Annotated in this window: 14 protein-coding genes and 1 pseudogene; 4 read left to right on the top strand and 11 right to left on the bottom strand. The window is 69.9% G+C overall.

Annotation, left to right across the window (positions count from 1 at the left end):
- Nucleotides 1–110: 110 nt before the first annotated feature.
- From ABD736_RS11620 to ABD736_RS11610, 3 genes and pseudogenes are all read right to left on the bottom strand, one after another.
- Nucleotides 111–1,301 (bottom strand): glycosyltransferase, encoded by a 1,191-nt coding sequence (locus tag ABD736_RS11620; protein ID WP_344791931.1) that lies wholly within the window; start codon nt 1,299–1,301, stop codon nt 111–113.
- A gap of 11 nt (nt 1,302–1,312) precedes the next feature.
- A pseudogene (locus ABD736_RS16380) lies at nt 1,313–1,462 on the bottom strand (sugar O-acetyltransferase); the annotation flags it as partial.
- Between the two features lie 535 nt (nt 1,463–1,997).
- The gene (locus tag ABD736_RS11610; protein ID WP_344791928.1) at nt 1,998–2,486 is read right to left on the bottom strand and encodes a hypothetical protein; all 489 of its coding nucleotides are present in this window, start codon (nt 2,484–2,486) and stop codon (nt 1,998–2,000) included.
- 128 nt (nt 2,487–2,614) lie between these two features.
- Here ABD736_RS11610 and ABD736_RS11605 point away from each other — a divergent pair, with 128 nt between their 5' ends.
- From ABD736_RS11605 to ABD736_RS11595, 3 genes are read left to right on the top strand one after another with little or no spacing between them, the layout of a single operon-like run.
- Nucleotides 2,615–3,127 (top strand): sigma-70 family RNA polymerase sigma factor, encoded by a 513-nt coding sequence (locus ABD736_RS11605; protein WP_344791927.1) that lies wholly within the window; start codon nt 2,615–2,617, stop codon nt 3,125–3,127.
- Nucleotides 3,124–3,843, top strand: coding sequence for an anti-sigma factor family protein (locus tag ABD736_RS11600; RefSeq protein ID WP_344791926.1), 720 nt, complete (start codon nt 3,124–3,126; stop codon nt 3,841–3,843). Before ABD736_RS11605 ends, ABD736_RS11600 begins: the two co-directional genes overlap by 4 nt.
- A 31-nt stretch (nt 3,844–3,874) precedes the next feature.
- On the top strand, nt 3,875–4,429 hold the full coding sequence (locus tag ABD736_RS11595; RefSeq protein ID WP_344791925.1) for a COG4315 family predicted lipoprotein: 555 nt from the start codon (nt 3,875–3,877) through the stop codon (nt 4,427–4,429).
- Here the strand turns inward: ABD736_RS11595 and ABD736_RS11590 are convergent.
- From ABD736_RS11590 to ABD736_RS11555, 8 genes are all read right to left on the bottom strand, one after another.
- Complete coding sequence (locus ABD736_RS11590) at nt 4,423–4,860, bottom strand: hypothetical protein (protein WP_344791924.1); 438 nt, start codon at nt 4,858–4,860, stop codon at nt 4,423–4,425. The two genes, ABD736_RS11595 and ABD736_RS11590, sit on opposite strands and share 7 nt — an antisense overlap.
- A 74-nt stretch (nt 4,861–4,934) precedes the next feature.
- Nucleotides 4,935–5,684: an ABC transporter permease gene (locus ABD736_RS11585; RefSeq protein ID WP_344791923.1), complete on the bottom strand. Its 750-nt coding sequence runs from the start codon at nt 5,682–5,684 to the stop codon at nt 4,935–4,937.
- Nucleotides 5,685–5,796: 112 nt separating this feature from the next.
- Entirely contained in the window at nt 5,797–6,258 is a 462-nt protein-coding gene (locus tag ABD736_RS11580; RefSeq protein ID WP_344791922.1) for a nucleoside deaminase, read from the bottom strand.
- Between the two features lie 2 nt (nt 6,259–6,260).
- Nucleotides 6,261–7,718 carry a purine-cytosine permease family protein gene (locus tag ABD736_RS11575; RefSeq protein ID WP_344791921.1) on the bottom strand — a complete coding sequence of 486 codons (1,458 nt, stop codon included), beginning with the start codon at nt 7,716–7,718 and terminating at the stop codon, nt 6,261–6,263.
- The gene (locus ABD736_RS11570; protein WP_344791920.1) at nt 7,715–8,794 is read right to left on the bottom strand and encodes an FUSC family protein; all 1,080 of its coding nucleotides are present in this window, start codon (nt 8,792–8,794) and stop codon (nt 7,715–7,717) included. The genes ABD736_RS11575 and ABD736_RS11570 overlap by 4 nt, the downstream gene beginning before the upstream one ends.
- Before the next feature lie 46 nt (nt 8,795–8,840).
- Complete coding sequence (locus tag ABD736_RS11565; protein ID WP_344791919.1) at nt 8,841–10,271, bottom strand: peptide MFS transporter; 1,431 nt, start codon at nt 10,269–10,271, stop codon at nt 8,841–8,843.
- A 66-nt stretch (nt 10,272–10,337) separates the two neighbouring features.
- Nucleotides 10,338–11,561 (bottom strand): C40 family peptidase, encoded by a 1,224-nt coding sequence (locus ABD736_RS11560; protein ID WP_344791918.1) that lies wholly within the window; start codon nt 11,559–11,561, stop codon nt 10,338–10,340.
- A gap of 249 nt (nt 11,562–11,810) precedes the next feature.
- Nucleotides 11,811–12,557 (bottom strand): C40 family peptidase, encoded by a 747-nt coding sequence (locus tag ABD736_RS11555; RefSeq protein WP_344791917.1) that lies wholly within the window; start codon nt 12,555–12,557, stop codon nt 11,811–11,813.
- 326 nt (nt 12,558–12,883) lie between these two features.
- On the opposite strand from ABD736_RS11555, the gene ABD736_RS11550 reads away from it, so the two are divergent.
- Nucleotides 12,884–13,333 carry a GntR family transcriptional regulator gene (locus tag ABD736_RS11550; RefSeq protein ID WP_344791916.1) on the top strand — a complete coding sequence of 150 codons (450 nt, stop codon included), beginning with the start codon at nt 12,884–12,886 and terminating at the stop codon, nt 13,331–13,333.
- Nucleotides 13,334–13,339: the final 6 nt, after the last annotated feature.

The following is a 13,339-nucleotide window of genomic DNA, read 5'->3' as shown; positions in this document are numbered from 1 at the left end:
CGTCCTCCACGCATCGGGGGTTGTCACGGGCTGGTGTCCCCCACGCTAGGGTCACGTGCGGCCGCAAAACAGAGCGATCGTCAGGTTTTTACGTGAGTGTTTGTCACTTGTCACCTGGGCGAAATGTCGGCGACGGCCGGCAGCGCCAGGTCGAGGAGCACGCGGTGCCGAGAGCGCCATGAGTTCTCATCGACGAAGCGCTCGCGCTCGGATTCGGGGGCGCGGCCCAGCGCCAGAGCGGCATCCGTCGCGCGGGCGAACGCCGCCACGTCCTCGGTCAGCAGCACGCGGGGCCCGAGGCCGCGAACGGGCGGCAGGTCGACCGCCAGCACGGGCGCCCCCGCCGCCAGATACTCATAGAGCTTGAGCGGACTCATCGCCTCCGTGAGCGGCGTGCGCCGGTGCGCGAGCAGCGCGATCTCGGCGGCGCGCAGCACGGCGACGAGCTCGGCGCGGCCCACGTGGGGCGCGATCGTGATGTTCGCCACTCGGCGCAGCGGCGCGACCTCGCGCTCATCGGGCACCGACCCCAGAAGCACGATCGACAGCTCGGGACGTGCGCGCGCGAGCGAGGCGATTCCCTCGACGTCGATTCTGCTGTCCAGAGTGCCGACGTGCACGGCGCGGGGCCCCGGCAGCGCAGCGAACCATGCGGGCGGCGGGTGGGCGGGGCCGAGCCACTCGCGCGGGTCCACGCCGTTCGGAACCACGGCGGACGGTCCGCGCAGCCCGCCCGGGTCTGCGGCCGCGATGCGGTCCACGATCTGCTTGCTCACCGCGGTGACGGCGATGCCGCGGCGCGCGATGCGTGCGTACGCCTCCGCGTACACGTCCCACCAGCGCCGCTTCGCCGGGGTCGTCAGCCAGTCGTCTCGCCCGAAGTACGACACGGAGCCGGCCCATTCGAGCGGCGCGAACCCCGCCACCACCGGGTTCGTGGTGATGACGGCGGGGCGCTCGAGGGCGAAGCGGCTCGCAGCTCTGCGCAGCGCGCGGTCGTAGGCCGCGTATTGCCGCTCTACGACCTCGGGCGCGGCCGAGTCTGCGCGAGCCAGCCGGGTCGGCTCGACGAGATGCCTGGTCGCGGTCGCAGGAAAGGCGGCCTGGTCGCGCAGCACGCGATGCGCAGCGACCGACACCACGGAGCGGAACGGGTTCGCGACGAGCAGGCGGCCGATCGCACCGCTGTCCTGCTCGGCGATCAACGTCTCGAGGATGCGATCCGGCGGCCTCATCATCTCCCGCGCCCGCGCGTCGGCATACGTCTCGTAGGAGAACGTGAAGATCGCGTCGAGCGCCACGACCGCCGCCCCTACACTGCGAGCTGTCGGACGACGCGCGCGGGCGCTCCGACGGCGACGCTGCGGGCGGGGACGTCTTCGCGCACGACGCTGTTCGCGCCGACCACCGCACCCGCACCGATGGTCACTCCGGGCAGCACGACGACGTTCTGGCCGAGCCACGCGCCGCGGCAGATCCGCACCGGAGCCACGCGCTCCAGCGGCTGGTCACGGATGTACCGGTCAGGGTCGGCGAAGCCGTGCATGTGATCCGAGATGTACACACCGCGCGCGAGCTCCACCCCGTCTTCGATGATCACGCTCATCACCCCGGTCACTGAGGTCTGGTGCATGCGCACGCGGTCACCGATCACGATCACGGGTCCGGTCGCCGTGCGGTCCGGTACGAGAAGCCACGAGCCGGCGGCGATCAGGCACCCCTCGCCGACAGCGATCTTGTCCCGATTTCCCCAGCGGAACGGCAGCAGAATTCGACTGCCTCTGCCGAAGCGGGCGAAACCCGGCGCCGCCAGCACGCTGAACGCAGCGTCGCGCGCAGTCTGCGCCAGCTTCAGGAGATCGACGGGCATGGCCTGAGGATAAGTCAGCGAACAACACGGCAGTGAGGGACGCTCACAAATGTTTACTCACCGGAAACACCCCTATTACGGGGGCTGGGCCTCGAACCGAAGCCGTGAGGCCCGCGCACCCGGTGCGTCAGAGGTGAAGCCCGCCCCACACCGCGCGAGAACCCGAGTCGCCGATCAGGAAGATCTCGACCAGGAATCCCACGCCGATCACGGCGGCAGCGACCCACACGACCACCGTGCCGCCCCAGCGCACGCCAGAGGTGAGCCGCACGTCGAAGCCGGGGCCGAGCGCGAAGCGCCACCACACCCACTCGGCGGCCGCGACGACGAACAGCGCGATCGACCAGGGCAGCAGGCCCTCGCCGCGCTCGACGTGGGTCGCGAGCGCAGGCGTCGTGCCGACGACGGACTGCAGGTACTCCCCCGCCTCGACCGTGATCGGCGTCAGCACAAGGATGGCGAGGCCCGCAATCGGCGTCACGACGCCCAGGCGACGCCGCGCGGCGGGCCAGAACGCGTGCAGCAGCACCGCGATCGCGGTGAGCGGGCCGCCGACGACCATGAAGTGGACGAGCAGGATGTGCAGCGGGAGTCCGGCGAAAGTGTGCAGGTTCACAATGACCGCACGTTATCGAGGCAGTTGAGGTTCATTCTGAGAATGCGAGCGCCCGCGATCGTGGGTGTCGGGCAGGGCCGATTGAACCGGATGCCTGTCCCTTCCGTGTCCTCGGTGAGGAGGTGCGTGTGCCGAACGACGAGGACGCGCTGCTGCGCGCGCTGCACGACGAGCACGCGCGCCCGCTGTGGCGCTATGTGATGTCGCTCACCGGCGATGCCGCGCAGTCGGAGGACATCGTGCAGGAGACGCTGCTGCGCGCCTGGCGCAAGCCGACGGTGCTCGATCAGCGTGTGGCATCCGCTCGCGCCTGGCTCTTCACGGTCGCACGCAACCTGGTCATCGACGATGCGCGCAGCGCGCGCCGCCGGCACGAGACGCCCACGGCCGTCGAGACGATGCCCGAGCCGATCGCGGCCGACGAGACCGAGCGCATGCTCGACGCGTGGCTGATCGGCGACGCCCTCGCCGCGCTGAGCGAGGAGCACCGAAAGGTGATCGCGCTCGCGTACTACGGCGGCCGCTCGGTGGCCGAGATCGCCGGAGAGCTCGAGATTCCGGAGGGCACCGTGAAGAGCCGCTTGCACTACGGGCTGCGGGCGCTGCGCCTCGCGCTGCAAGAGAAGGGAGTGACGCGATGACGGATGCCGCGAGCGGGCAGCAGCCCGTCGAGAACGTGCACGAGTGGGATGCCGCCTATGTGCTGGGCGCCCTCTCGCCCGATGACCGCCGCCGCTTCGAGGCGCACCTCGAGGAGTGCGCGGACTGCCGCGCCGCCGTCGGGGAGCTCGCCGTGATGCCCGCGCTGCTGTCGCGCGTGCCGAACCCGCTCGCCGCGGAGCGCGCAGCCGCAGGATCGCCTTTCGAGACGCAGCCTTCGGCGCCTCCTGCGGGTTCCGACCTGCTCGCCGCGCTCGCCCACCGCGTCCGCCGTCGGCGCCTCGCCCGGCGCTGGGGCCTGGCCGCGGCATCCGCTGTCGCCGCGCTCGCCATCGCCGCCGCGATCGTGCTGCCCGCGCGCCTGAACGCCCCGGACACGCGCATCACGCTCGCGCAGACCGTGCAGAGCCCGATCACCGCGACGGTCTCGCTGACGAGCAAGCGGTGGGGCACCGAAATCGGCATGACGTGCGGCTATGCGGAGCAGCCGGCCGGTTTCGAGGTGAGCTACCGCAGCTACGCGCTGTATGTGACGGATGCTTCCGGCCGCGCGACCCGCGTCTCGTCGTGGTCGGCGTGGCCGGGCTCGGAGATCCACACCTCGGGCGCGGTCGACACGCCGAAGGCGGAGCTGCGCACCGTGCAGGTACGCGATGTGAAGACGGGGACCGTGCTGCTCAGTTCGCCGGTGAGGTGAACCGGGCGCCGTCGCGTTACGTGACACAGGCATGAGTAGGAAAACAATTGCACTGTCCGTAGCCATCGGCTCTCTCGCCGCACTCGTGCTCGCGGGCTGCTCGGGCAACACGGTCGGCTCGGCCGGCGCTTACGGGGGAACGACTCCGAAGGCCAGCTCGTCGCCGGCCGGCGGCGGCTCCTCCGCCTCCTCCGGCGACACGCTCACCACCGCCTCGAGCTCGCTCGGGAAGATCGTGGTCGACGGCAAGGGCATGACCGTCTACTTCTACGGCAAGGACACGAAGGGCGAGAAGTCGTCGGCCTGCACAGGTGTCTGCCTCGCGCTGTGGCCGGCGGTGACGGCATCCGGCACCCCCAAGGTGACGGGCGTGACGGGCAAGGTGGGAACGATCGCCGGGCCGAACGGCACGAAGCAGGTGACGATCGACGGACTGCCGATCTACACCTTCTCGGGCGACAGCGCGGCGGGCGAGGTGACCGGTCAGCTGTACGAGAACGAATGGTGGGCCGTCGCCCCTGACGGCGCGAAGATCACGACGTCCGCGTCGACCTCAGACGGCTCGGGCTCGGCCGGCGGCTACTGAACCGACGACACGTCGACAGTGACGGTGCCGAAGGGGAAGGGTGCGATCCAGCTGTTCTCGAACGGCCAGCCGGTGATCGGGGTGGTGAAGAACCACACCAGCGCGATCACCAGGGAGCCGAGCGCAATGGTGACGACGACGCGCGATGCCCGCCGCAGCACGCGGATCGCCGCCGCCTCGTCCGGGGCGGAGCGAATCACCCAGCTGACAGACGCGAAGAACACTGCCGCGAGCGCGAGGAAGACGAACGGACTCGGGTGCAGCGTGAGAGTGACGTCTGCGGTGCCCCGCGTCGCCGTCAGCGGAAGCGCATACACGAAGCCGAACACGATCGCATTGATCACCAAGCGGCGCGTGTGCCAGAGGATCTCAACGCCGGGAACTCCGCCGACCCGAGCGCGCCTCGACGCCTGGCTGGTGTCTGTCGACATGGCTCGCTTTCTTTCGCGCTCTCTGGTGAGCTGCACTCATCTTGGCAAGCGCGGCGCGTGAGCGGAATACCGCGCTACGTGAGGATCGCCGGCCGCACGCGCACCGGCGCGAGCCACGCGGTCAGCACGACGGCCACGATTGCGCCGCAGCCGATGATCGACGCGAGCACCACGATCTGAAATCGCCCGGCTTCGAGCGGTGAGACACCACCGAAGACGGCGCCAACGAACGCGCCGGGCAGCGTGACGAGACCCGTCGTGCGGGTCTGGTCCGTCGTCGGCACCAACGCGGCGTGGATCGCCCGGCGCACCAGCTCGCGCGTCGCCTCACGGGGGCGTGCGCCGAGCGCGAGCCAACCCTCGACGTCCTCCCAGCGGTCGTCGACCAGCTCGACGAAGCGCCGGCCGCTGAGCGTCGCGATCGTCATCGCGTTCCCGATCACGATCCCGCCGATCGCCAGCGCGTAGCGCGGCGTGAAGTCGATCGCGCCCGTCAGGAACACGATGGCGAGGCTGATCAGGATGCCTGCCCCCATCGCCACCGCGACGGGGACGTACCGCTCGCGCAGCACTCCGAGCCGCCGCGCCGCCGTCCACGACGCGACGGCGAACATGACCACGAGCGCGGCTGCGATCAGCAGACCGCTGCGGATGATGCCCGACAGCACCAGGCTGATCGCCGCGAGCTGCAGCGTTCCGCGCAGCACCGCCCATGCCGGCGCGAACGGCTGTGGCGCCCGCATCCAGACGAGCAGTCCGGTTGCGAGCGCCACGAGCGCGAGCACGCCGACGAGCGACAGCGCGATGGTTCTGGCGTCGATCATTGGCACCAGCGCTCGGCCATTGCGAGACTCCCGCAGTTCCTGAGGAGTGCCGCGAAGCGCCGCGTCTCGAAGGGCCGCAAGCTCCGCGGGCTCCTCAATGATCGAATGCCGGTCACTCCTCGCCGATGTCCTCGTTCCACAGGTGCGGGTGCTCGTCGATCCAGCCGCTCATCAGAGCGATCAGCTCTGGATCATTGACGATCGTCACGTCGACACCGTTCTCGGCGAGCCAGTCCTGGCCGCCGCGGAACGACTGGTCATCGCCGATGATCACCCGGCCGATGCCGAACTGGCGCACGAGGCCGGAGCAGTACCAGCACGGCGAGAGCGTCGTGACCATCACCGTGTCGCGGTACGAGCGCTGACGGCCGGCGTTGCGGAAGGCGTCCGTCTCACCGTGGATCGACGGGTCGTCCTGCTGCACGCGGCGGTTGTGCCCGCGCCCGAGCAGTCGGCCGTCGCGGGTGAAGAGGGCGGCGCCGATGGGGATGCCGCCCTCAGCCAGCCCCGCCCGCGCCTCTTCCACGGCGACCGCCAGCTTAGCGGCATCCGTCTCATACAGCGCGTCAGCCACAGCTAGGCCACCTCGTCCGCCGCGTCGACACCGACCACCAGATCGGGCTCGCTCTCGAGCGGGCCGCCGAGGCGCACCTTCAGGGCAACGAACAACGCCCAGTAGATGACGGCGGCCAGCACGAAGCCGACGAACGGCGTGATGTCGCCGATCGGCGACGTTCCGCCCTTCGGCGTGGTCGCGGTGACGATGAGGCCCGCATAGAACGTCTGGTTCGAGAACAGCCAGATCGAGATCGCGCCGGCGACGACGAGCGCGATTGGCCCGGCCCAGTTCCGGTACTTCGCGTGGTCGGTGACCAGCTCGGCGATCGACGTGCCGCGCCGCAGGAAGCGGTCGACGAGCACGACGCCGAGCCAGGGCGCGATCCAGTAGGCGATGACGAGCAGGAAGTTCTCGTACCACTCCTCGAAGTGCGCGTCGAGCACCGCGATCAGGGCGATGACGAAGCCGATGATGCCGAAGCCGAGCGCGATGATCGCACGGCGCAGCCCGAAGCGGATCTTGATGCCCGCCGCGAGGAACGACATGGCCCCCGAGTAGATGTTGAGCGCGTTCGCGGCGATGGCGCCGACCGCGATCGCGAGCAGCGTGAGGTCGCGCAACCAGGTCGGCAGCGAGTGCACGAAGCTGTCGGTCGGGTTCTCACCCGGGAACAGGATGTAGACGGATGCCGCGCCCGCGATCATCAGCACCGTGCAGCTGACGAAGTCGCCGAGGCCGGCGGCCAGCCCGAGCTGCAGCTTCGAGACGTCCTTCTTCTGGTAGCGCGTGTAGTCGCTGGCGTACGGGTTCCAGCCGGCCGCGTACCCGAACGCCGCCGACACGGTGAGCATGAAGCCCCCGAAGTGCCAGCCGGCGCCCTTGGGGGCGGCCCCGTCACCCGTGTGCGCGAAGATCACGATGCACGCGATGAGGAAGATGATGCCGAGCACGATGGCCGCGTAGCGCTCGAAGTGCTGCACGAGGTCGTGGCCGACGAAGGCGAGCCCCACCTGCACCACGACCACGATGACGAGCGCGAGCCACGCAGGCATACCGGTCAGGGCGCTCAGCGCGAGCGTGCCGCTGACCGAGTTGGTCGCGAACCACCCGAGCCCCGCCATGATCGTGTTGATCGCCGCGGGCAGGATGTTGCCGCGCGTGCCGAACGCCGTGCGGCTCAGCACGAGCTGGGCGAGGCCCTCGCGGGGGCCCCACGTCGACAGGATGCCCTGGGTCAGCGACCCGAGCGCGTTGCCGATCACGATCGCAAGAATCGCAGCGGGCAGATTCAGCCCGAAGAAGGCGACGGCGATCAGGCCGACATAGACCGTGGCGAACTCGAGGTTGGGCGAGCTCCAGGTCGCGAACAGCTGCCACGGCGAGCCGTGCCGGCGATCTGCCGGGATCGCCTCGATGCCACCGGGCTCGATGATCGTCGAGGCGGGGGCCGCAGGCGCGGTGGGGGTTGAGGTCATGAACGGATCGTATCCGGCTGCCCGTTTCGGCCGCGTTTCCGCTCGCCGAAGACCTCGATCAGCACCGCGATGACCACGGCGACTGCCACGCCGATGAAGGTCTCGATGCCGCGCTGCCAGATCAGTGCGCCGAGCGGCTGCGGGCCGCCGAGCTCGCCGATCACGAGCACGAGAGGCGTCAGGAAGATCAGCGCCAGCGAGTAGTTGCGCACCACGACGAACTCGGCACCGGCCTGCAGCACGACGACCAGCGCGATCGCGAACAGGCCGGTGGGGTGGGTGAGCAGCAGCAGAGCGCCGATGGCGAGGCCGAGCATGGTTCCGACGAAGCGGTGCGTCGCCCGCAGCACGCGGTGGTAGGTGCCGGGCACCGAGAGCGCCGCGATCGCGGTGACCATCGCCCAGTAGGGGTGCCCGATGCCGATCACGGCGGGGATCGCCCCGGCCACGCCCGCGCCGACCAGGAACAGCAGCGCGTGCCCGACGTGCCCGCCGTCATACGGGGGCACGACGATCGGCTTCGTGTACGGGTTGTGCAGGCGCCCTTCATGCGCCCGCCAGATCAGGCGGCCCACATACCCGATGAGCACGGCGAGAACGACGGATGTCAGCGCCACGACGAACCCCGAGGCGTAGACCGCGGGCGTCAGCGGTGCGAAGGCGATCGCGGCGAGGCTGAACACCTGGAACATCGGCCCCGGCGGCGTCCAGCGCACGCGATCGGCGAGCAGTGACGCCCCGAACGCCCAGAGGGCCGCGACCGGGATGACGAGCAGCGTGCGCTGCGGCGAGAGCGCGATGGCACCGCCGACGGCGATCGACAGCAGCTGGGCGCCGCCCGCGATGAGCTGCAGGCGCAGCCGGGAGACGTGAGGGAAGTTGCGGCCGTAGACGCTCGTGAACGCGCCGAACACCGCGAACACCGCGAGGTCGGTGCGCCCGGCCGCCCAGAGCGCGACGAGCGGGATCGCGGTCGTGAGCCCGACCCGCAGCGCCGCCCAGTGGTCGCGGTCATACGGGTTCAGTTCGAGAAGCTCCCGCCAGCGAGGGGTCAGTCCGCGTGGGGCATCCGTCATGCCTTCAATTCTCGTCGCTCGGCGCGCGCCGCCCGACGCACGTCACTCAGCGCACGGGCGCGATCAGCCGCTTCACCCACGGCGTCAGCGCGGCGAGCGCGAGCCCGAGGACGATCGCGATGCCGCCGAGGATGCCGAAGTAGGCCGCCTCGGTGCGTGCGGAGTACAGCGCCGACAGCTCGCCCGAGATCGCCGTGCCGAGCGCGACGGAGAGGAAGAACAGCGCCACCATCTGGGTCTGGAACGCGGCAGGCGCCAGCTTCGTCGTCACCGAGAGCCCGACCGGCGACAGCAGCAGCTCGGCCACCGTGAAGACGAAGACGATGCCGACGAGCGCGAGCAGCGGCGTGGAGTTCTTGCCGCCGCCGACGAACGGCAGGAACAGCAGGAACGCCGCTCCCATCACCGCGGTGCCCGCGGCGAATTTGTAGGGCGTGGCGGGCTGCCTGGAGCCCAGCTTCTCCCAGATGGCGGCGAACACGCCGGACAGGATGATGATGAACACCGGGTTGATGGACTGCACCCAGGACACCGGCATGACCCACCCGAACAGCGAGCGGTCGAGCCGTTGGTCGGAGTAGATGGTCAGCACCGTGAACTGCTGCTGATACAGCGACCAGAACGCGACGGATGCCACGAACAGCGGGATGAAGCCGAAGACGCGGCGTCGGTCGTCGGCAGTGATGTCCTTGCTCGACAGGATCACCGCGAAGTAGACGATCGCCGCGGCGACCGTGACCCAGATCACGATCTGGGCGAGGTACTCGGCGCGGATCACGTGCGTGAGCACGAGCACCGCGATGAGGACGATGGCGGCGATCGCGACGCCGATCCAGAGCGGATAGCGGCGCCGCGGCAGCGGGTCGGGCACCTCGCGGGCGACGGCGGGAAGCTCGCGGCGCCCGAACGAGTACTGCGCGAGGCCGAGGAACATGCCGAGTGCGGCCAGGCCGAACCCGAAGTGGAAGCCGATGGTCGACTGCAGGAGCCCGGTCAGGATCGGCCCGAAGAACGCACCGAGGTTGATGCCGAGGTAGAACAGGCTGAAGCCGGCGTCTCGCCGCGGATCGCCGGCCTCATACAGCGTGCCGACGACGCTCGTCGCGTTCGCCTTCAACCCGCCGGAGCCGAGTGCGACCAGCACGAGGCCGACCCCGACGCCGAGCACGCCGGGAATCAGCGCCAGCGCGATGTGGCCCAGCATGATGACGATCGCGCTGAAGAACAGCACGCGCTCGCTGCCGAGCAGGCGGTCGGCGACCCACGCTCCGATGATCGTCGAGAGATAGACCGCGCCGCCGTAGGCGCCCACGATGCCGGCCGCCGTGGTCTGCGGAATGCCGAGGCCGCCCTGCGATGCCGAGTAGTACAGGTAGATGAGCAGGATGCCCTGCATGCCGTAGAACGAGAAGCGTTCCCACATCTCGACACCGAAGAGATGCACGAGCGCCCAGGGTTGCCCGAAGAAGGTGCGCATCGCATCGAGGCTAGGCGCTCGGCGCGCGCGCCGAAAGGAGGGCGAGCCGATCGAGCGGCCGACGCGCTACTTCCCCGCGGGCAGGATGCGCGTGAAGTGGATGCCCACCGGGCGCCAGACGTCGACCGACTCGATCGAGACGCGGCGGCCCGGCGCGGGTGCGGCGATCACCTGGTTCTCGCCGAGGTAGATGCCGACGTGGTCCTCGTTGTCGAAGACCACCAGGTCGCCGGGCTTCGCCTGCGCCTCGGTGATCACGGTGCCGCGCGCGTCCTGCGTGGGCACGTAGTGAGCAAGGGTGATGCCGATCGCGGCGTAGGCCTGCATCGTGAGCCCCGAGCAGTCGATGCCGACATGGCTGCTGCCGCCGAGGACGTACGGCGTGCCGATGTAGCTCAGCGCCGTCTCGACGATCCGCGCGCGGGTGCCGCCCGCGGCGAGCGCGTCGACGATCGCGGGGGCCGCGGTGCCGACGTCGCCGCCGCCCTCCTTCTCGACGATCGCGGCGATCGCGGTGGCCGCGTAGTCGTTGTCGTCGAGGGTCGGCGAGGTCACGTTGTCGGCGATCTGCAGGATCTGCTGCGCCGTGTGCCCGTGCGCGTCGACCGTCGCGGGCCCTGGCGTCTGGGCGGTCGCGGGAACGACGAGCCACAGCGAGGGGATCAGCACGACGGCCCCGAGACCCGCTGCCAGGGTGCGACGGGCGCTCTGGCGCTTCGGCTTCGCGGCCGCGGCCGTGATGACACGGGCGGGCTTCGGGTCGAACGACGCCGGCCGCACGCGGTGCGAGTGGATCAGATCTTCCGTGCGGCGGGCGTTCTCGGCCTCGACAGCGGACTCCGTCACAGCCGTGGGGTCGGCCGCGATCACCGGCTCGACGTCGATGGCCGCAGTGTCACCACGATCGGGACTGACCGCGTCGGGCATCCTGCGCACCGCGGCGAGCTGCTCTTCGGCCTCGCGCAGCGCACGCGCCTCGCGGCGCGTCATGGGCTGCGGCCGGTCGGGCAGCTCGACGGGGCTGGAGCCGGGAGCGGGGGCGGCAGAAGCAGGTGCGGCCGAAGCTGGGGCCGGGGATGCCTCGAGCGGCGCTTCGATCACGGCGGGCGTGTTCAGAGCGACGGCGGCCCACCGGTTCATGACCTGCACGGGGATCTCGCGCGTCTGCGGGATCTCGTGCTGGTCGTGCAGGGCGGCGACCTCTGAGGTGGCGATCTCGCCGGCGTCTGCCAGGTCGGCGATCAGAGCATCGAATGCATCAAGGGACGCGTCGATCCTCCGTCTCGCCATAGCTCTTCTCCCTCAGCCGCCGGGGCATTACGGCCCGTGTTGCTCTGTCCCCCGAAGCGCCGACCCGAAGGTCGACCTGGCGAACCTATCAGACCCCCAGTTCGGGACTCCACGGGGCGCTCCCAGATTTGGGGTGGTGAGCAACAATCACCGGCGTTCGATGCGCGGGAAGCACAATTCCCGCGCCCACGAGAAGGCCGGGGTCACACGGGAAGAGCGAGCCGCACGAGACGAGCGAGCTCGGCCGGTTCAGTCGCCCAGGATGCGGGTGAAGTGGTAGCCGATTCCGGACCACTTGCTGACCGGCTCGATCTGCACGTTGCGGCCGGGCTCCGGCGCGGCGACCAGCAGTCCCTTGCCCAGGTAGACCGCGACGTGCTCTTCGTTGTCGAACACGATGAGGTCGCCGGGCTTGGCCTGCGAGGCGCTGATGCGGTGGCCGACGCCGTCCTGAGTCGGCACATAATGCGCGAGGTGGATGCCGACGGTGGCGTACGCGACCATGGTGAGCCCCGAGCAGTCGATGCCGGACTTGCTCGCACCGCCGAGCACGTACGGCGTGCCGAGATAGCTGAGCGCCGCACCGACGATGCGCAGGCGCTGGCCGGGCGCAGCGCCGAGCGCGCTCGCGGTCGACGTGAGCGTTGCCGAGTCGGTCTGCGGAGCCGCCGTGTGCAGCTCCTGCGGCACGTTCGGCGGGGTTGCGGTGAAGGTCTCCAGCTCGGCCTGAGGCGCGGTGACCTTGCTCGAGACGTCGAGCGACTGGATCTCGACCGACTTGGCCGACGAGGTCAGCGCGGCCGATGAGGCCGAGTGAGCGACGGTGACGGATGCCGCAGCGGCGGCGTGCACCGGGGACGCGGCCGCGGTCGCGGCGTGGGCGGGGATGGCGATGGCGAGGCATCCGGTGATCGCGAGAGTCGTACCGGCGAGCAGGCGAGCGGATCGCCTGCGAAGCCAGCCGTGAGTCGGGTGGGTAGGCAGGGAGGGGCGCATCTCTTTCGGGCTCGGCGCGGGGCAAAGGGAGCCGCCGCGCCGCTTTCGGGTCGGGGAGGGAGTACTCGGTCGTTCTCAGCGGGCGTTCGTGCCGGTCGAAAGGGGACGACCAGCGGGCCCATGGCCAAGAGCCCCGCCGTCGGGGCCGTCCGGAACTCTATGCAGAGGCTCTGCACCGAAACCCTCAGGTAGACAGGTCGTGCGGCACTGTTGCGTAAGACACCAAATTGATGCGCTGCTACGCCGGGCATTCGCCGGGGATTCCAAGGTTTCGGGTTGCAGCCGGTCAGGCATCCCCTGTTGGATATATGGAGTGACCTGCACAAATGGGGCGTGCACGTTCGCGTGGGGACGTACGTGCTCGACCACCGCCTCACGGCTGCCGGGACCATCAACGGGGGAAATCTGGCATGGAACTGAGAATTGACGGCACAAACCCTGCACCCGCCTCGGAGCAGGTGCGAACCCAGCTTCTGAGCGGGGTTCGCGACGGCTCGCTGCCCCCAGGAGCGAAGCTTCCGACCGTGCGCAGGCTGGCCGATCAGCTCGGTATCGCGGTCAACACGGTGGCCCGCGCCTACCGCCTTCTCGAAGAAGACGGAATCGTCGAGACGTTCGGCCGGCGGGGGTCGTTCATCGCGAAGCAGGGCGATGCGATCCAGCAGCAGCTTCAGGCCGCGGCCACGCAGTTCGCGCGCAAGGCCGCGAACCTCGGGGTCCCCGCGAAGGATGCGGAGCGCGCGGTGGTCGCCGCCATCAAGGCCGAGCTCTCGTAGTGTCGC

The sequence above is a fragment of the Gryllotalpicola daejeonensis genome (assembly GCF_039538145.1).
GTDB lineage: Bacteria > Actinomycetota > Actinomycetes > Actinomycetales > Microbacteriaceae > Gryllotalpicola > Gryllotalpicola daejeonensis.
The sequence above is the reverse complement of the archived record's forward strand: the minus strand, read 5'-3'. Positions and strand labels throughout refer to the sequence as shown.